The 17,612-nt window shown below is 60.1% G+C and carries 21 protein-coding genes; 9 read left to right on the forward strand and 12 right to left on the reverse strand.

Annotated elements, in window-relative coordinates:
• Positions 1-15: 15 nt before the first annotated feature.
• Positions 16-1,158, reverse strand: a complete 1,143-nt coding sequence (locus tag AADW22_RS13240) for an alpha-D-ribose 1-methylphosphonate 5-triphosphate diphosphatase (RefSeq protein WP_407473883.1) — start codon at positions 1,156-1,158, stop codon at positions 16-18.
• Complete coding sequence (locus AADW22_RS13245) at positions 1,145-1,954, reverse strand: esterase/lipase family protein (RefSeq protein WP_407473884.1); 810 nt, start codon at positions 1,952-1,954, stop codon at positions 1,145-1,147. The genes AADW22_RS13240 and AADW22_RS13245 overlap by 14 nt, the downstream gene beginning before the upstream one ends.
• A gap of 49 nt (positions 1,955-2,003) precedes the next feature.
• Here AADW22_RS13245 and AADW22_RS13250 point away from each other — a divergent pair, with 49 nt between their 5' ends.
• On the forward strand, positions 2,004-2,480 hold the full coding sequence (locus AADW22_RS13250) for an NUDIX domain-containing protein (protein WP_005849537.1): 477 nt from the start codon (positions 2,004-2,006) through the stop codon (positions 2,478-2,480).
• Here AADW22_RS13250 and AADW22_RS13255 read toward each other — a convergent pair.
• From AADW22_RS13255 to AADW22_RS13270, 4 genes are all read right to left on the reverse strand, one after another.
• A complete protein-coding gene (locus tag AADW22_RS13255; RefSeq protein ID WP_340237809.1) occupies positions 2,446-3,294 on the reverse strand; it encodes an EamA family transporter in 849 nt (282 codons plus the stop codon). The genes AADW22_RS13250 and AADW22_RS13255 overlap by 35 nt on opposite strands.
• 110 nt (positions 3,295-3,404) lie before the next feature.
• On the reverse strand, positions 3,405-5,054 hold the full coding sequence (gene groL / locus AADW22_RS13260) for a chaperonin GroEL (protein ID WP_005849541.1): 1,650 nt from the start codon (positions 5,052-5,054) through the stop codon (positions 3,405-3,407).
• Between the two features lie 73 nt (positions 5,055-5,127).
• Complete coding sequence (locus tag AADW22_RS13265; RefSeq protein WP_005849542.1) at positions 5,128-5,415, reverse strand: co-chaperone GroES; 288 nt, start codon at positions 5,413-5,415, stop codon at positions 5,128-5,130.
• Positions 5,416-5,593: 178 nt separating this feature from the next.
• Positions 5,594-6,274 (reverse strand): DUF2161 domain-containing phosphodiesterase, encoded by a 681-nt coding sequence (locus AADW22_RS13270; protein WP_037944755.1) that lies wholly within the window; start codon positions 6,272-6,274, stop codon positions 5,594-5,596.
• A 132-nt stretch (positions 6,275-6,406) separates the two neighbouring features.
• Between AADW22_RS13270 and AADW22_RS13275 the strand changes: the two genes are divergently transcribed.
• Positions 6,407-7,327, forward strand: a complete 921-nt coding sequence (locus AADW22_RS13275; protein ID WP_407473885.1) for a manganese-dependent inorganic pyrophosphatase — start codon at positions 6,407-6,409, stop codon at positions 7,325-7,327.
• Positions 7,328-7,431: 104 nt separating this feature from the next.
• Here the strand turns inward: AADW22_RS13275 and AADW22_RS13280 are convergent, their stop codons facing one another.
• Entirely contained in the window at positions 7,432-7,998 is a 567-nt protein-coding gene (locus AADW22_RS13280) for a carboxymuconolactone decarboxylase family protein (protein WP_005849548.1), read from the reverse strand.
• A gap of 99 nt (positions 7,999-8,097) precedes the next feature.
• Here AADW22_RS13280 and AADW22_RS13285 point away from each other — a divergent pair, with 99 nt between their 5' ends.
• The 6 genes from AADW22_RS13285 (at position 8,098) to AADW22_RS13310 (ending at position 12,717) form a co-directional block, all read left to right on the forward strand.
• On the forward strand, positions 8,098-8,670 hold the full coding sequence (locus tag AADW22_RS13285) for a TetR/AcrR family transcriptional regulator (RefSeq protein WP_064217134.1): 573 nt from the start codon (positions 8,098-8,100) through the stop codon (positions 8,668-8,670).
• A gap of 98 nt (positions 8,671-8,768) precedes the next feature.
• Positions 8,769-9,641, forward strand: a complete 873-nt coding sequence (locus tag AADW22_RS13290; protein ID WP_407473886.1) for a TIGR01459 family HAD-type hydrolase — start codon at positions 8,769-8,771, stop codon at positions 9,639-9,641.
• Positions 9,642-9,731: 90 nt separating this feature from the next.
• Positions 9,732-10,175, forward strand: coding sequence for a MaoC family dehydratase (locus AADW22_RS13295; protein ID WP_005849555.1), 444 nt, complete (start codon positions 9,732-9,734; stop codon positions 10,173-10,175).
• A gap of 105 nt (positions 10,176-10,280) precedes the next feature.
• Complete coding sequence (locus tag AADW22_RS13300; RefSeq protein WP_407473887.1) at positions 10,281-11,213, forward strand: bifunctional riboflavin kinase/FAD synthetase; 933 nt, start codon at positions 10,281-10,283, stop codon at positions 11,211-11,213.
• A complete protein-coding gene (locus AADW22_RS13305; protein WP_037944761.1) occupies positions 11,210-11,680 on the forward strand; it encodes a YcgN family cysteine cluster protein in 471 nt (156 codons plus the stop codon). The genes AADW22_RS13300 and AADW22_RS13305 overlap by 4 nt, the downstream gene beginning before the upstream one ends.
• The gene (locus AADW22_RS13310) at positions 11,680-12,717 is read left to right on the forward strand and encodes a threonine aldolase family protein (RefSeq protein WP_407473888.1); all 1,038 of its coding nucleotides are present in this window, start codon (positions 11,680-11,682) and stop codon (positions 12,715-12,717) included. Before AADW22_RS13305 ends, AADW22_RS13310 begins: the two co-directional genes overlap by 1 nt.
• 3 nt (positions 12,718-12,720) lie before the next feature.
• Here AADW22_RS13310 and AADW22_RS13315 read toward each other — a convergent pair whose 3' ends face one another.
• Positions 12,721-13,509 (reverse strand): alpha/beta fold hydrolase, encoded by a 789-nt coding sequence (locus AADW22_RS13315; protein ID WP_243250635.1) that lies wholly within the window; start codon positions 13,507-13,509, stop codon positions 12,721-12,723.
• Positions 13,506-14,102, reverse strand: coding sequence for a 2-hydroxychromene-2-carboxylate isomerase (locus AADW22_RS13320; protein WP_407473889.1), 597 nt, complete (start codon positions 14,100-14,102; stop codon positions 13,506-13,508). The genes AADW22_RS13315 and AADW22_RS13320 overlap by 4 nt, the downstream gene beginning before the upstream one ends.
• Positions 14,103-14,210: 108 nt before the next feature.
• On the opposite strand from AADW22_RS13320, the gene AADW22_RS13325 reads away from it, so the two are divergent.
• Positions 14,211-15,230 carry a ribose-phosphate pyrophosphokinase gene (locus AADW22_RS13325; RefSeq protein WP_005849565.1) on the forward strand — a complete coding sequence of 340 codons (1,020 nt, stop codon included), beginning with the start codon at positions 14,211-14,213 and terminating at the stop codon, positions 15,228-15,230.
• A gap of 31 nt (positions 15,231-15,261) precedes the next feature.
• Here the strand turns inward: AADW22_RS13325 and AADW22_RS13330 are convergent, their stop codons facing one another.
• From AADW22_RS13330 to atpD, 3 genes are all read right to left on the reverse strand, one after another.
• Positions 15,262-15,600 (reverse strand): H-type lectin domain-containing protein, encoded by a 339-nt coding sequence (locus AADW22_RS13330; RefSeq protein ID WP_005849567.1) that lies wholly within the window; start codon positions 15,598-15,600, stop codon positions 15,262-15,264.
• Between the two features lie 127 nt (positions 15,601-15,727).
• Positions 15,728-16,165 carry a F0F1 ATP synthase subunit epsilon gene (locus AADW22_RS13335; RefSeq protein ID WP_005849569.1) on the reverse strand — a complete coding sequence of 146 codons (438 nt, stop codon included), beginning with the start codon at positions 16,163-16,165 and terminating at the stop codon, positions 15,728-15,730.
• Between the two features lie 12 nt (positions 16,166-16,177).
• On the reverse strand, positions 16,178-17,602 hold the full coding sequence (gene atpD, locus AADW22_RS13340) for a F0F1 ATP synthase subunit beta (protein ID WP_005849570.1): 1,425 nt from the start codon (positions 17,600-17,602) through the stop codon (positions 16,178-16,180).
• Between the last annotated feature and the right edge of the window lie 10 nt (positions 17,603-17,612).

Raw genomic sequence — 17,612 nt, forward strand, 5'->3', positions numbered from 1 at the left:
GCTATCCGCGCGGGCCTAGCGAAGGAACCGCGCGGCAATATCGCCGGACATATAGCTGACGCGCCCGCCCGACATCGTCAGGGCTACACGGCGCGTCTGCGCGTCGAGCACCAGTAGATCAGCCCGCTTTCCGGTGGCGATCACGCCCCGATCCGACAGCCCCAGCACCGTCGCGGGCCCTGCCGACACCAAGTGCCACGCCTGCGCCAAGGGCAATACGCCACTATCCGCCAGCATGAAGGCCGCGCGTCGTGGCGACGGGTAATGGTAGTCAGAGGCAAGCGCCCCGCCGATCCCCATCGAAATCAGGTCAAGCGCGGAAACATTGCCGTTGTGCGACCCGCCGCGCACCACATTGGGCGACCCCAGCACCACATGATCCCCCGCCGCCGCTGCGGCTTCGGCTGCCTCCTGCGTCTCGGGGAACTCGGCGACGCGCACGCCACGCTTGCGCCATAGGGCGCGCCCTTCGGCGGTGGTGTCATCATGGCTGCCCATCTGGATACCCCGCGCCGCCAGCACCTTGCACAGCCAGTCCAGCGCGCCGGGGACATCCGCGCTTTGGGCGTGCAGGTCTTCCATCATCCGCAGATGGTCGTCCGGGTTGCGCCCTGCCTTCAGCGCTTGCCCTACCATGCGTTTGGGCACCTGCCCCTTCGCCAGCCGATCGTGCGGCAGATGGTCGTTGAACACGACATAGGACAGCCCCCAGTCCTGCATGCGCTGCGGCAGATCGGCGTAGAGGTCCAGCAGATGCGTCTCGAGCCGGAGCTGTCCGCGCAGGTCCGTAACGAACGTATCCGACACCTGCTGGATCGCGCCAAAGACCTGTTCGGCAAATTCATAGCCGCGCAAGCCGCCTTCCCAGCTGATGAACTGCGCCAGCACGGCGGTGGTGATGCCATTGGCGGCCAGCTCTGCCTCGGCGGCGACCAGACCCTCTTGCATGGTTTTCATCGCACCGCGGCGGGGGGCGAGGTGCCGTTCGAACCCATCCCCATGCACATCGACGATCCCCGGCACAATCATGTAACCATCAAGATCAACGCGCGTGGTTTGCGCCACATCGGTAATCAACCCCTGCGCAACCGCCAGCGGGCGGGGCTCAAGCGCATCCGCGCCCAGGACGTGCGCCCCCGTAAATTCAACGTTCAGCATCGTTAGCCTTTTGTCCCGGCAAGCAGGCCCCATCGGGGCAGCCGATTGAATCAAGCACCGCGTCCACGAACCCCAGCGACCGGTCGAATTTCCCTGTGTCCAGATAGGTCATCGTCTGCGCAATCACCGTCGGGTTCATCATCATGAACGTATGCGTCACCGGCAGCATCAAAAAATCGCTCATCCCGTCGACCCGCGCGGATTGGACGGACACTTTGCCATCATCGCGCCCCGGCAGCAGCGACGAGAAATAGGGGTTCAGCGATTGCGTGCCCGCGATCACGCCCAGATCAAAGGTAACCGGAGGCAACCGCAGCGGGAGGGAGTTTTCACCCGTCCCCATCTGCGCCCCTGCGGGACCGTTCATCCAGTCAAAGGCGGCAAGATCACCCAGCGTGTCCACGACCTCGCTGCCGTGATTGGGCGGGGCCAGCATGACGACGCGGCCAATACGCGCATCGCCTGTTTCGGCAACCCATTGCCGCAGAAGGATACCGCCCATGGAATGGGTCACAAAATCAACCTTATCCGTCCCGCAGGCCGCGACTGCGTCGGGCAAGGTGCGGCGGGTCAGCTCTTCGACGGGGGCGGTGGTTGACGGGTAGCCGGGGCGCACCACGGTGTAGCCCTCGGTCTCGAGCGCGGCCTCCATCACGGCAAAGGAGGTCTCTGTCCGGGCGAGCCCGTGCAACAGCACCACGCAGCGCCCCTCTCCGGCTATGGAAAGTGGCGCTTGCGCCTGTGCTACACCCGACAGCACGCCAAGCGAGAAAGTGATTGTGACCAGTGTTTTCATAGCTAGGGTCAAATAGACTGAAAACGCCGCATGTGAAATGCTTTGACGCATGCGCCGCGAGATTGAGGGTAAGATGGCGGAAAATAGCCCGCGTTTGGCGGTTCGTGCCGTGTTGGTCCATGAAGGCCGCTTGCTGCTGGTCAACGCATATCCCGATGGCAAAAGTGACCTGATGTGCGCGCCCGGTGGCGGGGTAGAACGCGGCAGCGCCCTGCCCGACAATCTGATCCGCGAGGTGTTTGAGGAAACCGGCCTGCAGATCGCCGTAGGGGTGCCCTGCTTGGTGAATGAATTCCACGACCCCGAGGGGGATTTCCATCAGGTGGATATCTACTTTCGCTGCACGGTGACCGGCTCTGCCGATGTGGACCCCGCGTGGCAGGACGCCGAAAGGATCGTGACCGACCGCCGCTGGGTCACCCCCGACGAGATGCGCGGCCTGCGGGTCAAGCCGGATAGTCTGGCGCAGGTCGCCTTTGGCAACGACCCGATCAGCTACGACCCGCTGGAGCCGATCGTGCGCTGACCGCCAGCCCGATCCCGCCAAGCACCAGCGCGGTGGCAATGACCACCTTTGCGCCCAAAGGCTCTGCCAGCAAAAGCGCACCGGCAAGGATCGCGATGACCGGCACCGACAGTTGCACCACCGCCGCCGTCGCCTGCGCCAGCCTTGGCAGCACCGCATACCACAGCGCGTATCCGAGGCCCGAGGTGACGGCCCCGCAGACCACGCCAAGAGCAATGCCCGCGGGGGTGTAGAATGTCGGCTGCACCAGCAGCAGGATAGCGACCAAGGGCGTGCAGATCACAAAGTTCCCCGCGCTGCCTGCCAGCGGGTCAGACGCACCGCGGCCAATGATCGTATAGGCGGCCCAGCCGAGCCCTGCGGCGATCATCAACATGGCGCCCAATGGGTCAACCGCCACGCCTTGCGACGGCCAGAGCACCAGCACCAATCCGGCAAAGGCCACCCCCGCCCCTAACAGCTTGCGCGGTGTCGGTGTCACGCCGAACAGCGCACCATGGGCGAACATGGCGATCTGGACCACACCGAACAGGATCAACGCGCCCAACCCTGCATCCAGCGTGAGATAGGCGAGCGAGAAACCGATGATATAGATGGCCAACGTGACCGCCCCCAGCCCCTGTTGACGTCGCAGCAAGGGCACCCGCCCGCCGCGCAGCACGACCAGCAGCGCCAACAGCACCGCCCCTGACAACACCCGCACCACGGCAAATCCGGTTGGATCAATATGCCCGCCCGCGATGGCAAAGCGGGTCAGGACAGAGTTGGCCGCGAAGGCGACCATCACAAGGGCGGTGAGCAAGAAAATACGCATGGCGACTGCTTAGGCTACCGACGCGCGACGTACCACGAAAAAGGGGCGCATCTGGTGATGCGCCCCTTCATTCTGTCAGCACAAGGGCGTGATCGCCCCCGCGGCGTGATTTACATCATGCCGCCCATGCCGCCCATGCCACCCATGTCGGGCATGCCGCCGGCTGCGCCGCCGTCTTTCGACGGTTTGTCGGCAACCATGGCTTCGGTTGTGATCAGCAGACCAGCAACGGATGCCGCGTCTTGCAGCGCTGTACGCACAACTTTGGCAGGGTCGATAACACCGAATTTGAACATGTCGCCATATTCTTCGGTCTGAGCGTTGAAGCCGAACTTCAGGTCGTCGCTTTCGCGGATTTTGCCGGCCACTACGGAACCGTCAACACCAGCGTTTTCAGCGATCTGACGCAGAGGCGCTTCGAGCGCTTTGCGGACGATGCCGATACCAACGTTCTGGTCTGCGTTGTCGCCTGTCAGCCCTTCGAGCTTTTTGCCCGCTTGAACCAGTGCAACACCACCACCAACAACGATACCTTCTTGAACAGCGGCACGTGTCGCGTTCAGGGCATCATCAACGCGGTCTTTGCGCTCTTTAACTTCAACTTCAGACATGCCGCCAACGCGGATCACGGCAACACCGCCTGCCAGTTTGGCAACGCGTTCTTGCAGCTTCTCTTTGTCGTAGTCGGATGTGGTTTCTTCGATCTGGTTACGGATCTGAGCAACACGTGCTTCGATCTCTGCCTTCTCGCCAGCGCCGTCAACGATTGTTGTTTCGTCTTTGGTGATGGTGACTTTCTTGGCCGAACCCAGCATGTCCATGGTCACGGACTCGAGCTTCATGCCCAGATCTTCGGAGATCACTTGACCACCTGTCAGGATTGCAAGGTCTTGCAGCATGGCTTTGCGGCGATCGCCGAAACCAGGTGCTTTGACCGCTGCGATTTTCAGGCCGCCGCGCAGTTTGTTGACAACCAGAGTTGCCAGCGCTTCGCCTTCAACATCTTCGGAGATGATCAGCAGTGGTTTTTGCGACTGGATCACTTGCTCAAGCAGGGGAACCATTGGCTGCAGCGAGGACAGTTTTTTCTCGTGCAGCAGGATGATCGCGTCTTCCAGCTCGACAGTCATCTTGTCGGAGTTGGTGACGAAGTAAGGGGACAGGTAACCGCGGTCGAACTGCATGCCTTCAACAACATCGGTCTCTGTTTCTAGACCTTTGTTCTCTTCGACGGTGATCACACCTTCGTTGCCGACTTTCTGCATCGCGTCCGCGATCTGACGGCCGATTTCTTTCTCGCCGTTTGCAGAGATGGTGCCGACTTGGGCAACTTCGTCGCTGTCGTTGACAGGGCGCGCTGCTGCTTTGATCGCTTCGACGACAGTGGTGGTCGCCATGTCGATGCCGCGCTTCAGGTCCATCGGGTTCATGCCAGCGGCAACCGATTTCATGCCTTCTTTAACGATGGCTTGGGCCAGAACGGTTGCGGTTGTTGTACCGTCACCCGCTTCGTCGTTGGTCCGGGAAGCAACTTCCTTGACCATCTGTGCGCCCATGTTTTCGAACTTGTCTTCCAGTTCGATTTCTTTCGCTACGGATACACCGTCTTTGGTGATGCGAGGCGCGCCAAAGGATTTGTCCAGCACAACGTTACGGCCTTTGGGGCCCAGTGTGACTTTGACGGCATCGGCAAGGATGTTCACACCCTTAAGCATCTTGTTACGGGCGTCGGTCCCGAATTTTACGTCCTTAGCAGACATAGTGTCTCTCCTAAAATCTTGGGTTGATGTCAGCGTATCTTGGGTGAGGCGCTAGGCCCCGGTCTGCCTGAGCTCAGGACAGGATCCCCATGATGTCGCTTTCTTTCATCATCAGCAGTTCTTCGCCGTCCAGGGTGACTTCTGTGCCGGACCATTTGCCGAACAGAACCTTGTCGCCGGCTTTTACAGCCATTGCGATCAGCTCACCGCTGTCCTTGCGCGCGCCTTCGCCACAAGAAACAACTTCACCCTCGGAGGGTTTTTCTTTTGCGGAATCAGGGATGATCAAGCCACCCTTGGTTTTTTCTTCGCTTTCGGTGCGGCGCACCAGCACACGGTCATGCAGCGGTTTAAATGCCATCTTTCAGCTCCTTAAGGCTCAAAGTTATTCTCCCAAGCCGCCCCTCCGGTCGAGGGGTGCAGCCATTAGCACTCAGCCCTGCCGAGTGCTAACGAGGGATAGCTAAGGATGTGCACGGCCCTAGTCAACCACGGTAATTTGAAAAATTTTAGCCAACTTGCACCGTGGCCCGCGCAGGCTAGTCCGACCCAAGCACCCGCCCCGCGGCGGAAACGGCTTCGGCACCTGTCGGGGTCAGGCCGTATATGCCTGTCTCGATCTTTTCAAACCATCCGTAGTGATTGTCGCGCATCATGGCGGTGGCCCGCTGAACCTGGGTTTCGCGCGCGACATGGGCACCTTTGCTGGCCCCTGCCTCGAATAGATACATCGCGAGCTTCAGCGCATCCTGCCGATAGGCGGTGACCAGCCCTGCCCGCGTCTGCCCGCCGTCATTCGGGTCGCCCTGACGCCGTGCGAATTCGCGCAGCAGCCGCGCCTGCCGCTTCGCGCTTTTGCGCGGCGCATAGGGGCCCGGATCGCAATGCACCTCGACCAGACCATCCTTCAGCCGCACGGTGATCAACCCCAACCCCAAACGCCGCGCCAGCGCTGTGTTGTCCTTGACCGCCTTGGCAAAACGTTTGCCCGGCTGACGGGCGACCGCCAGATAGACATCATCGCTGACCGACAGACGCGCGATACATTGATGGAACAGCGCGAGGCTAAAGCCCAGCTTCAGCTCGACCACCACCGGCGGCTCTGCCCCGCGAACAGCCACGACATCGGCAGCCCCCACCTCTGACTTCACGACATAGCCCTGATCCTCGAGAAAGGATTTGATCGGCGGGTAAAGGTCGGTTTCGCGCGGGTTTGTCATGGGTGCAGTGCTACCAGCTTTGCCCCGCTGCTGAGAACCCCAAAGCCGCGGCTATCAGGCAGGTGGTGACAACTGCGCCAACCAACCATATAAGGCGCGCAAATCAACACTCTCCCACTGCAGGACATTCCTATGACAACGCTTGTTTTTGGCCATAAATCCCCCGACACAGACAGCACCGGCAGCCCGATCATCTGGGCATGGTACCTGAATGAAATCAAAGGCGTCGACGCCGCCCCCGCCCTGCTGGGCGAGCCCAACACCGAAGCGCTGTTCATGCTGGACCACTGGAAGCTGGACAAGCCGCAGATCATCGACGACGTGCAAGCCGACCAGCCCGTTGTGATCGTTGACACCAACAACCCTGCCGAGCTGCCCGCCAGCATCAATGACGCGGACATCACCGCCATCATCGACCACCACCGTCTGGTGGGCGGGCTTGAAACCAAAGGCCCCGTCAACATCGTGATGGAGACGCTCGCCTGCACCGCGACGATCATGTACAAGATGATCGGTGATGACATGGCGCAGATGCCCGCCAATATCAAAGGCGCGATGCTGACCTGCATCCTGTCCGACACGCTGGAATTCCGCAGCCCGACCACAACGCAAGAAGACACCGCCATCGCCCACGCGCTGGCCAAGGATCTGGGTGTCGACATCGCTGAATACGCGGCGCAGATGTTTGCGGCGAAGTCCGACGTCTCGTCCTTCTCCGAGGCAGAGCTGCTGCGCATGGATTCGAAAGAATACGAAGTCGACGGCAAGAAATTCCGCGTCTCCGTTCTGGAAACAACATCGCCTGCAGCCGTGCTGAGCCGCAAAGACGCACTAATGGCCGCAATGCCCGGCGTTGCCACAGAAGACGGGGCCGATCAGGTATTGCTTTTCGTAGTCGACATCCTGAACGAAGAAGCCACCATGCTGATCCCCAACGACTTTACCAAGTCTGTGGCAGAGAAAAGCTTTGGCGCGACCGTCACCGGTGACAGCGTTGTCCTGCCCGGTGTGATGAGCCGTAAAAAGCAGATCATCCCGAACATCAAAGTCTAAACGGACCTATCTGGCTCCCTGCTTGGCGGGGGCACAAACGCAAAAGCCCCCCTGAGATCAGGGGGGCTTTTTTCATTTCAATGCCGCGCCGAAGCGCGAGGGGCTTATACCTTCAAAGGGGTATCGCCGCGTTCCCATGCCAGCGGCTTGAACACGTCGTCGACGGGCGTCTGCGCGACGTGGTTCACGTAGTTGGAGATGGTTTTCTGCGCCATCCCAAGGATCACATCCAGCACCGCACGGTGGCCATAGCCCGCGTCGAAGAACGCTTTCATCTGATCGTCAGACACGTTGCCACGCTGGCGGAACATCTGGACGGTAAAGGTGCGCAGCGCTTCCAGCTTGGGTGTCGGCAGCGCGGTTTCGTTGCGTAGCGCGTCGGAGATTTCGTCCGATACCTTCATCATCTTGGCGATACCTGTGTGCGCGGGGACGCAGTAGTGGCATTCGTTCTCGACGTTGATCGCCTGCCAGACCACAGTTAGCTCTTCCGCATCAAAATCGGTTTCGGTGAACAGCTTGTGCAGCACCTGATAGCCTTCGTAAGCCTGTGGGCTTTCGGCCAGAACCTTGTGCAAACCGGGCAGACGGCCAAAGGCCTTTTGCGACTGCTCAAGCAGCGGCTTGGAGGCTTCGGGTGCGGTATCAAGATCGTGGGATGGGAAGGACATGGAAAAGCTCCTGTAAATGTTTCGCTAAAGTACATTTAGGGTTTATTGAGCGATCACTCAAGTATATAATTGAGCAATCATTCAAGAAAAGGTGATCCCATGCCCCGCAAACCCAGCTATGACCGTGAAGATCTGATCGAACGCGCCCGCGATCTGTTCTGGCAACGCGGTTGGGCGGGTACGTCGCTGAAGGACCTGGAGGCGAGCCTCAAGATGAAGCCGGGCAGCTTTTATGCAGCTTTCGGGTCAAAGGATGCGCTGTTCGAACTGGCGCTGGATCGCTACGCCGCTGACGGGTCAGAGCGGATGAAGACGCTTGCCCGTAACGAAGGCCCCCTGCCCGCGCTACAAAAATTTCCCCGCATGGTGATTTCGAATGACACCGCACCGGCCAAAGCCTGCATGCTCTCGAAAACCCTGCTTGAACTGCAAGCCCACCGTCATCCGCTGGCGCAAAAGGCAAACGCCCATCTGCTGAAGATGGAGCAGATGTTCGCAGAGCTGTTTTCCCAAGCCCAAGCCGCCGGTGACATCAGCACCGAACACGATCCGCGCAGTCTGGCGCGGCGCTACCAGTCCGATGTGCTGGGGCTGCGCGTATCTGCGGAACGTGAGGGGGTGGATGCCGCCGCCATCGCGGGCGAAATCGCGGACGGCTTGGCGCGGCTCTGACGCACATCAGGGCGCGGGCCTGTTGCGCTGCCCAGTTGCCCCGCGGGGGGATGTGTGCTTTCTGCGGTGCAAAGCTCTTGCAGATTGGAAAGCGGCCCATGACCCAGATTATCAATAACCTTTTCGAAATCTCTGACCGCTATGACGCCTTGTTCGTCGACCTTTGGGGCTGCGTCCACGACGGGGTCAAGGCGCTGCCGGATGCGGTCACCGCGCTGCAAGCCTATCGCAACGGCGGCGGCAAGGTGGTGCTTGTCACAAACTCCCCCCGCCCCCGCGAAGGCGTGATCAAACAACTGGCGCATTTCGGCGTACCGGATGATGCGTGGGACGATATCGCCACCTCGGGCGATTCTGCGCGCACGGCGATGTATCGCGGCATGGTGGGCACGCAGGTCTGGCACCTTGGCCCGCCCACGGACAAGCACTTCTTTGATCCCAGCGACGTGCTTGATGATCCTGTCGATATCCAGCGCGTTGATCTGGAAGACGCCGAAGGCATCGTTTGCACCGGCCCTTTCGATCCGTCCGAAGACCCCTCCGTGCTGCGCCCGCAACTGCTTTATGCCAAGCAAAAGGGGCTCAAGCTGCTTTGCGCGAACCCTGATATCGTGGTGGACCGTGGCGATGTGCGCGAATGGTGCGCCGGTGCTGTCGCGGCGCTTTATACCGAGATGGGCGGGGAAAGCCTGTATTTCGGCAAGCCGCACCCGCCGATTTATGACCTGGCCCGCCGCAAGCTCTACGCATTGGACAAGGACATCACCGACAATGGCATTCTCGCCATCGGTGACGGCATCCATACCGATGTCAAAGGGGCCATGGGCGAGGATATCGATTCGCTTTTCATCTCTGGCGGTCTGGCCGCGCGGGAAACCGAAACGCAGACCCAGCCCGATCCCGAGGCGCTAATCCGTTATTTGGAAAAGGAAACATCGGCTCCGACCTACACAATTGGGCACCTACGCTGACCTACTTTTTCCTTGCGTTTCTGCGCCTGCAAAGTAATTAAGTTTCACACTAGATAAAACTGGCGTCACTTTATTACTGAAAGGGCTGGCATGTTGGACAATCTGCCCCGTGGAACGATCTGTATTGAAGATATCGAAATCGGCATGACGCGCTATCTGCGCAAGGTCATCACCGACGAAGACATCGAGATGTTCGCGCAAGTGTCCACTGATCGCAATCCGGTACATCTGGACGACGCCTATGCACAGGACACGATCTTTGAGGGACGGATCGCCCACGGCATGCTGACTGCGGGCCTGATCTCTGCCGTGATCGGAGAGCAGTTGCCGGGGCATGGCACAGTCTACATGGCGCAGTCGCTCAAGTTTCTGGCCCCTGTGCGCCCCGGCGATCTGGTCTATGCCGAGGTGAAGGTCACCAATATCGAATTCGACAAGCGCCGTGTGAAACTGGATTGCCACTGTGCGATTGACGGCAAAAAGGTCCTGATTGGCGAAGCAACCGTTCTGGCCCCGTCGCGCAAGTTCGACTGACGATAGCCCTCCCGCCAGCGCCCGTCCCACGACGCTGCGGTTTTTCGGTACCGTGACCCGCCCCGCTGCTTGTCAGCACCGGCAGAGGGGGCTACCACCAAGCGCATGGAAATCATTCGCGACTATCAATTTGTAACCGCTTCCGATCAGGGGGCGACCGCCGCTATTGGCAATTTCGACGGGGTGCATCTGGGGCATCGGTCGGTCATCGACATGGCCCGCGCCGCCCTGCCCGACGCGCCCTTGGGCGTGGTCACATTCGAGCCACACCCCCGCGAATATTTCGCCCCCGACGCCCCGCCCTTCCGCCTGATGGGCGCAGAGGCGCGCGCGCACCAGTTGCAAAAGATCGGCGTCGACAAGCTGTATGAGCTGGGGTTCGATGCAGCCCTATCCGGCCTCAGCCCCCGCGCCTTTGCGCAAGAGGTGATCGTTGATGGGCTGGGCCTGCGCCATGTGGTCGTGGGTGCGGACTTCCGCTTTGGCAAGGCGCGCGCGGGCACCGCTGAACAGCTGCAGGCCTTCGGTGCCGAGATGGGGTTCGGCGTGACCATCGCGCCGCTGATGGCGAAGGGCCCTGATACCGTGTCTTCGACCGCGATCCGCAACGCGCTGACAGAGGCACGCCCCCGCGACGCCGCCGCGATGCTGGGCCATTGGCACCGCGTTGAAGGCCCGATCCTGCACGGTGAAAAGCGTGGCCGTGAACTGGGCTACCCGACGGCGAATATGTCGATCGACGGGCTGCATCCGCCGGCCTTTGGTGTCTATGCGGTGCTTGTCGATGTGCTTGAAGGGCCGCAGGCAGGGCGCTACCACGGCGTTGCCAGCCTTGGCGTGCGCCCGATGTTCGGCGAGAACAAGGCCAACCTCGAGACATTCATCTTCGACTTCAAAGGCGATCTCTACGGCAAGCATGTATCGGTTGCGCTGGTCGACCACCTGCGTGGCGAGGAAAAATTCGACAGTCTTGACGCCCTGATCACCCAGATGGACGCCGACAGCGCACAGGCCCGCAGCATTCTGGCCGCGCTATGACCGATCCGATTGCCGCCAAAGGTCTTGCCAAACGGTTCTGGGAAAAGAAGCCGCTGACCAAGATGTCGCAAGACGAATGGGAAGCGCTGTGTGACGGCTGCGGGAAATGCTGCCTGAACAAGCTTGAAGACGAAGACACCGAAGAAGTCGCCCTGACCCGTGTGGCCTGCCGCCTGCTGGATGATGCGACCTGCCGGTGCAGCCACTACGAGAACCGGCACCAATTCGTGCCCGATTGCATCGTTCTGAAGCCCGACAATCTGGATACCCACGCCTATTGGATGCCGCTGACCTGCGCCTATCGGCTGCTGTGGCAGGGCAAGCCGCTGTATGACTGGCACCCGCTGATCAGCGGTGACCCTGATAGCGTGCATCGCGCGGGGATCTCGGTGCAGCATAATACCGTCTCGGAATTCGACACCCCGTTCGAGGAATGGGAAGACCACATCATCGAGGAGCCAACCTGATGTTTTTTGCCTCTGACAACGCGGGCCCTGTTCACCCCCAGATCATGAACCGTCTTGCTCAGGCAAACACCGGACACGCGATGCCCTATGGCAACGATCCCATCATGGATGAAGTCCGCGACGCGATCCGCACCGCGTTCGAGGCACCCGAGGCCGCGGTCTATCTGGTCGCAACCGGCACCGCGGCCAATGCACTCGCGCTGGCGTGCTACACCCAGCCGTGGCAGACGATCTTTTGCTCCGTCACCTCGCATATCCACGAAGACGAATGTAATGCGCCCGAGTTCTATGCCGGTGCCGCCAAGCTGACTGTGGTTGAAACCGACGACAAGATGACGCCCGAAGCGCTGACAAAGGCGGTCGAGAAACACCCCGAGGGCAATGTACATGGCGCGCAGCGCGGGCCGGTGTCGATCACGCAGGTGACCGAACGGGGCTCGGTTCACTCGCTGGAAGAGCTGAACGCCCTTACCGCTGTTGCCAAAAGCTACGACCTGCCGGTGCATCTGGACGGGGCGCGCTTTGCCAATGCGCTGGTTGCCCTGGGCTGCACCCCGGCAGAGATGACGTGGAAAGCGGGTGTCGATGTCGTCAGCTTTGGCGGCACCAAGAACGGTTGCATGGGTGTCGAGGCGGTGATCTTCTTCGACCCCGCCAAGGCTTGGGAGTTCGAGCTGCGGCGCAAACGCGGGGCGCATCTGTTTTCCAAACACCGGTTCCTGTCTGCGCAGATGGCGGGCTATATGCAGGATGATTTGTGGAAGACGACCGCCGCCCGGGCCAATGCCAACGCGCGCCATCTGGCCGAGGGTTTGCGCACCGCAGGGGCAACGCTGCTGCATAAACCCGACGCCAATATGATCTTTGCCAAGTGGCCCCGCCGCATCCATCAGAAGCTGCATGATGCGGGGGCGAAATACTATGTCATGGATGGCCCGTTAGAGGGCGACGACCCGAATGAGCCCTTATCGGCGCGGCTGGTCTGTGACTGGTCGATCGGCACAGAGGCAATCGACCAGTTCCTATCGCATTTCTGACGGCTATACCGTTTCTAGAAAGCTGCGGATTTCAGCGGCGACGGCCTGCGGGTGCGTGATCGGAGCCATGTGCCCCGCCCCCTCGATCGCCTTGCGTGTCACGTTCGGCAAACGGCGGGCGATGGACGTGCTGATCGCATCTACCATATCCGCCGATGTGCCCCCGTCCATCAACAGCACCGGCATCGCGGCGCGGGCAAACTTGCCCGGTTCTAGCAATCCGGCATTGTCGTCCCGCAAAAACGGCTGGCTGGCGGGCACATAATGGATACGGTCAGCCATATACTGGCGCAGCTTTTCCGGCGTCTGTTCCCATCCGCTGCCATCGCCCCAGCCGGTGTTGAAGATGCGCGCGGCCTCCATCCGGTCGCCCGCGTCAAAAGCCGCATCGAACCCGCCGGAGTTGCGATCCGCGGCCGCCACCCGTGCCGGATCGTCAGCCAGAGCCGCCGCGAAATAGACCGGTTCGATCATCGTCAGGCTACGCACCAGTTCGGGGTTCTCGATGGCAATCCGCAAGCCGATCGTCGCGCCAAAAGAATGGCCGATAATATCAATCGGTTCGGTCACCAGTTCCCGCACCAGATCGGTCGCCCGGGCATGGATATCCCCCTGCCCGTCCCAATCGGCGGATTTCCCGTGGGAGGGCAGATCGGGGCACAGCAGCGTCAGCTCATCCGCCAACGCCTCGCCCACGCCGCGCCACGCGCCGGAATGGGCAAGCGTGCAGTGAACAGCCAGCGCGTGCCGCGGACCATGCCCGAATTGCCGAGTGTATAAACCTGAACTCACAGTTTACCTGCCATCACGAGGTCAAGATCTTCAAGCCGATCCTGGCCCCAGAACTTGTGGCTGTCGTCCAGAATATAGAATGGCGCGCCAAAGACGCCCTTTTCGACCGCCTCTTCTAGATTGCGCGCGTAGGTATCAGCCCCCTGCAGCAAGCCTTTGTCGGCCAGCGCGGGGTCAAAACCCGCTTTTTCAAGACAGTCGCGCACGACCGCATCTTCGGCAATATCGCGTTCCTCGGCCCAGACGGCGGTCATGATCAGCTGGCACAGCTTGCCTACGTCGCCGCCTTCGTTCTGCGCTGCGATGATCGCATAGGATGAAGGCGCACCGTTGGTGGGCCAATGCGCGGGTTTGAGGTTGAACGGCATCCCCACCTTCTTAGCCTGACGCGGCAGTTCAATCGCGCGATACTCTTGCCGCGACGGATGCCGATCTTTCGGAGGCTGCCCGCCCGTGCGCCCGAAAGCGGTAATCAGATCGAAAGGTTTATAGGTGATCGTCGCCCCGTGTTTGGCGGCGATTTCCTCCAGCCGGTTTCCCGCCAGATAGGCATATGGTGAAAGTGTCGCAAAAAAATAGTCGATATGGGGCATTTGGGTCTCCGATCAGGGCTGTGCAGCTTTGCCAGACCGTAAGGCCATGCTAAGCGGTGTCAACGTCACGATTCTGTCACATGTTCTGCATCCAGGGACCCTTTGCACATGGCTCAAACCACCGAACCCAAACTGATCTCAGGTAACGCGAACATGCCGTTGGCCAAAGCCATCGCACGGCGGATGTCGCTGCATCGGGGGGTCAACGTAGGGCTGGTCGACGCACGGGTCGAACGGTTCAATGACGGCGAAATCTTTGTGGAGGTTTACGAGAACGTCCGCGGCGAGGATATGTTCATCATCCAACCAACGTCGAACCCCGCCAATGACAACCTGATGGAACTGCTGGTCATGGCCGACGCGCTGCGCCGGTCCTCTGCGGCGCGTGTCACGGCTGTTCTGCCCTATTTCGGGTATGCCCGTCAGGACCGCCGCACCAAGGCACGCACGCCAATCACCGCCAAGATGGTCGCGAATATGATGGTCGGCAGCGGCATTGAGCGTATCCTGACGATGGACCTGCACGCCGCACAGATCCAGGGTTTCTTCGATATCCCTGTCGACAACCTCTATGCCTCCCCCGTTTTTGCGCTGGACATCCAGAACGAATTCAAGGGCCGCATGGACGAGCTGATGGTCATCTCTCCGGATGTGGGCGGCGTGGCCCGCGCACGCGAACTGGCCAAGCGCATCAACTCCCCCCTCGCCATCGTGGACAAGCGCCGCGAAAAGCCCGGCGAGATTGCAGAGATGACCGTGATCGGCGATGTGACCGACAAAGTCTGCCTGATCGTGGACGACATCTGTGACACCGCCGGCACCCTGTGCAAAGCGGCCGAAGTGCTGATGGAAAACGGCGCGAAGGAAGTCCACTCCTACATCAGCCACGGCGTTATGTCCGGCCCTGCGGTCGAACGCGTTAGCAATTCGGTGATGAAATCGCTGGTCATCACGGACAGCATCGCGCCGACGCCCGCCGTCAAGCAAGCTACAAACATCCGGATCGTGCCCACAGCGCCGATCTTTGCGCAGGCGATCCTGAACATCTGGAACGGCACCTCGGTCTCGTCCCTGTTCGACGCCGACACGCTAGAGCCGATCTACGACGGCATGTACAAACCCGGCTAAGCGCCCCTGAAACAACGGCTGGGGGCGCTGCTTAAAGCTCCCAGTCGTCTTGCTGCGGCAACGGCCCGATGGCCATCCAAGACGCCCTGACGCGCGCGATACGCGTATCGCCCCAGGTGCGGAACACCAGTTCAAAACCTTCCTTCGTCACATTCTCCGATCGCAGATCCGCGCGCATGACCGTGGCGTTATCCACGTCCCACAGCGCAAGCGAGGCGTGTACCGTGGGGATATCGCGGTACGGCGTGGAGAAGGTAATATGGTTGCGCCGCTCGCGCTGGCCCTGCCCCGTCCACATCTCGCCACCATCCTGAAAATCGGAGAACAACACCGTTTCTCCGCTATCGATACCAACGCTGTTTGCGTTCATTCTTTTCATGGTGATGGCCTGCCCCAACTCGTCCTACCCCTACAATCTGACAACCATAAGTTAAGGTTATCAAATAGAAAAGGCCCCGCGGATGCAGGGCCTTTTCATCAAAACGGGCAAGGAAACGTCAGAGGCTGGGTTGCTTGCTCGACAAGCCGATTTCGTCCCCCATGGCAACCATGTCGGACAGCAGCTTGGCTGCGTCGTCTACGGGGCCAGGTTCATTCACGAAACCCTCTTTTGCCGTTGTGTACATGGCTTTGGCTTCGGCGATCATTTCGTCCAGATGCTCTTGGGTCATATCACCCTTGGACACCGCGCGTTCGGCCAGAACCGATACGCCTTCGGAAGAAATCTCGGCAAAGCCGCCGGTTACCACATACTCAGCAGTGCCTTCCGGGCCTTCAACACGCAGCACACCGGGGCGCAGCGTGGTGATGGTGGGGGCATGATCAGGCATTGCTGTCATGTCCCCGTCCGCACCCGGAATCTGAACGGCCGTCACCTGCATCGAGGCCAGCCGCCGCTCGGGCGAAACGAGGTCGAATTGCATTGTGTCTGCCATTTTCAGCGCTCCTTAAGCGGCGTCTGCCGCCATTTTTTCAGCTTTCGCTTTCACTTCTTCGATGCCGCCAACCATGTAGAAGGCACCTTCGGGCAGGTGATCGTATTCACCGGCAACAACCGCCTTGAAGGAGGTGATTGTCTCTTCCAGTGGAACCTGCTTACCGTCGGAGCCGGTGAACACTTTCGCAACGTCGAAAGGCTGGCTCAGGAAGCGTTCGATCTTACGCGCACGGGCAACGGTCAGTTTGTCGTCTTCCGACAGTTCGTCCATGCCGAGAATCGCGATGATGTCCTGCAGCGACTTGTAGCGTTGCAGGATACCCTGAACGTCACGTGCCACGTTGTAGTGCTCTTCGCCAACGATGGATGGGTCCATCAGACGCGATGTGGAGCCGAGCGGATCAACAGCAGGGTAGATACCCTTTTCCGAGATCGAACGGTCCAGAACGGTTGTCGCGTCAAGGTGCGCAAAGGATGTCGCGGGCGCAGGGTCGGTAAGGTCATCCGCAGGAACGTAAACGGCCTGAACCGATGTAATCGAACCGGATTTGGTCGATGTAATACGTTCTTGCATCGCACCCATGTCGGTCGCCAGTGTTGGCTGGTAGCCCACGGCCGAAGGAATACGACCCAGCAGAGCCGAAACCTCGGAACCGGCTTGGGTAAAGCGGAAGATGTTGTCGACGAAGAACAGAACGTCGGTACCGGATTGGTCGCGGAACTGTTCGGCCAGTGTCAGACCGGTCAGAGCAACACGCATACGCGCTCCGGGAGGCTCGTTCATCTGGCCGTACACCAGCGCAACCTGCGATTTTTCCAGATCATCAGGGTTGATAACGTTGGATTCGATCATCTCGTGGTACAGGTCGTTCCCTTCACGGGTACGTTCACCAACGCCCGCGAAAACCGAATAACCGGAGTGCACTTTGGCGATGTTGTTGATCAGTTCCATGATCAGAACGGTTTTACCAACACCGGCACCACCGAACAGACCAATTTTACCACCCTTGGCGTAAGGCGCCAGAAGGTCGATAACCTTGATGCCTGTTTCCAGTACTTCGGATGTGGTCGACTGTTCCGCGAATTCGGGCGCGTCCGCGTGGATCGAGCGACGCTCGGCCGACTGGATGTCGCCTTTTTCGTCGATGGCTTCGCCAACAACGTTCATGATGCGGCCCAATGTGGCGTTACCCACTGGGATCGAGATTGGCGCGCCTGTGTCTTCGACGCGCTGGCCGCGAACCAGACCTTCGGTCGCGTCCATCGCGATGGTACGCACGGTGTTTTCGCCAAGGTGCTGAGCCACTTCGAGGATCAGTTTCTTGCCGTGGTTTTCAGTTACAACAGCGTTGAGGATCTCTGGCAGGTGATCCTCGAACTGCACATCGACGACGGCGCCGATGACTTGTGTGATTTTGCCGACTGCATTTGCCATGTCGTTTCTC

This window comes from Sulfitobacter sp. PM12 (genome assembly GCF_045586035.1).
GTDB lineage: Bacteria > Pseudomonadota > Alphaproteobacteria > Rhodobacterales > Rhodobacteraceae > Sulfitobacter > Sulfitobacter pontiacus.

Coding starts and splice junctions, on each gene's coding strand:
- AADW22_RS13325 (WP_005849565.1), top strand. CDS start 14,211: ATGGCTCAAACCACCGAACCCAAACTGATCTCAGGTAACGCGAACATG.
- AADW22_RS13240 (WP_407473883.1), bottom strand. CDS start 1,158: ATGCTGAACGTTGAATTTACGGGGGCGCACGTCCTGGGCGCGGATGCG.
- AADW22_RS13250 (WP_005849537.1), top strand. CDS start 2,004: ATGCGCCGCGAGATTGAGGGTAAGATGGCGGAAAATAGCCCGCGTTTG.
- AADW22_RS13335 (WP_005849569.1), bottom strand. CDS start 16,165: ATGGCAGACACAATGCAATTCGACCTCGTTTCGCCCGAGCGGCGGCTG.
- AADW22_RS13265 (WP_005849542.1), bottom strand. CDS start 5,415: ATGGCATTTAAACCGCTGCATGACCGTGTGCTGGTGCGCCGCACCGAA.
- AADW22_RS13310 (WP_407473888.1), top strand. CDS start 11,680: ATGTTTTTTGCCTCTGACAACGCGGGCCCTGTTCACCCCCAGATCATG.
- AADW22_RS13320 (WP_407473889.1), bottom strand. CDS start 14,102: ATGCCCCATATCGACTATTTTTTTGCGACACTTTCACCATATGCCTAT.
- groL (WP_005849541.1), bottom strand. CDS start 5,054: ATGTCTGCTAAGGACGTAAAATTCGGGACCGACGCCCGTAACAAGATG.
- AADW22_RS13280 (WP_005849548.1), bottom strand. CDS start 7,998: ATGTCCTTCCCATCCCACGATCTTGATACCGCACCCGAAGCCTCCAAG.
- AADW22_RS13330 (WP_005849567.1), bottom strand. CDS start 15,600: ATGAACGCAAACAGCGTTGGTATCGATAGCGGAGAAACGGTGTTGTTC.
- AADW22_RS13245 (WP_407473884.1), bottom strand. CDS start 1,954: ATGAAAACACTGGTCACAATCACTTTCTCGCTTGGCGTGCTGTCGGGT.
- AADW22_RS13305 (WP_037944761.1), top strand. CDS start 11,210: ATGACCGATCCGATTGCCGCCAAAGGTCTTGCCAAACGGTTCTGGGAA.
- atpD (WP_005849570.1), bottom strand. CDS start 17,602: ATGGCAAATGCAGTCGGCAAAATCACACAAGTCATCGGCGCCGTCGTC.
- AADW22_RS13300 (WP_407473887.1), top strand. CDS start 10,281: ATGGAAATCATTCGCGACTATCAATTTGTAACCGCTTCCGATCAGGGG.
- AADW22_RS13255 (WP_340237809.1), bottom strand. CDS start 3,294: ATGCGTATTTTCTTGCTCACCGCCCTTGTGATGGTCGCCTTCGCGGCC.
- AADW22_RS13290 (WP_407473886.1), top strand. CDS start 8,769: ATGACCCAGATTATCAATAACCTTTTCGAAATCTCTGACCGCTATGAC.
- AADW22_RS13270 (WP_037944755.1), bottom strand. CDS start 6,274: ATGACAAACCCGCGCGAAACCGACCTTTACCCGCCGATCAAATCCTTT.
- AADW22_RS13275 (WP_407473885.1), top strand. CDS start 6,407: ATGACAACGCTTGTTTTTGGCCATAAATCCCCCGACACAGACAGCACC.
- AADW22_RS13295 (WP_005849555.1), top strand. CDS start 9,732: ATGTTGGACAATCTGCCCCGTGGAACGATCTGTATTGAAGATATCGAA.
- AADW22_RS13285 (WP_064217134.1), top strand. CDS start 8,098: ATGCCCCGCAAACCCAGCTATGACCGTGAAGATCTGATCGAACGCGCC.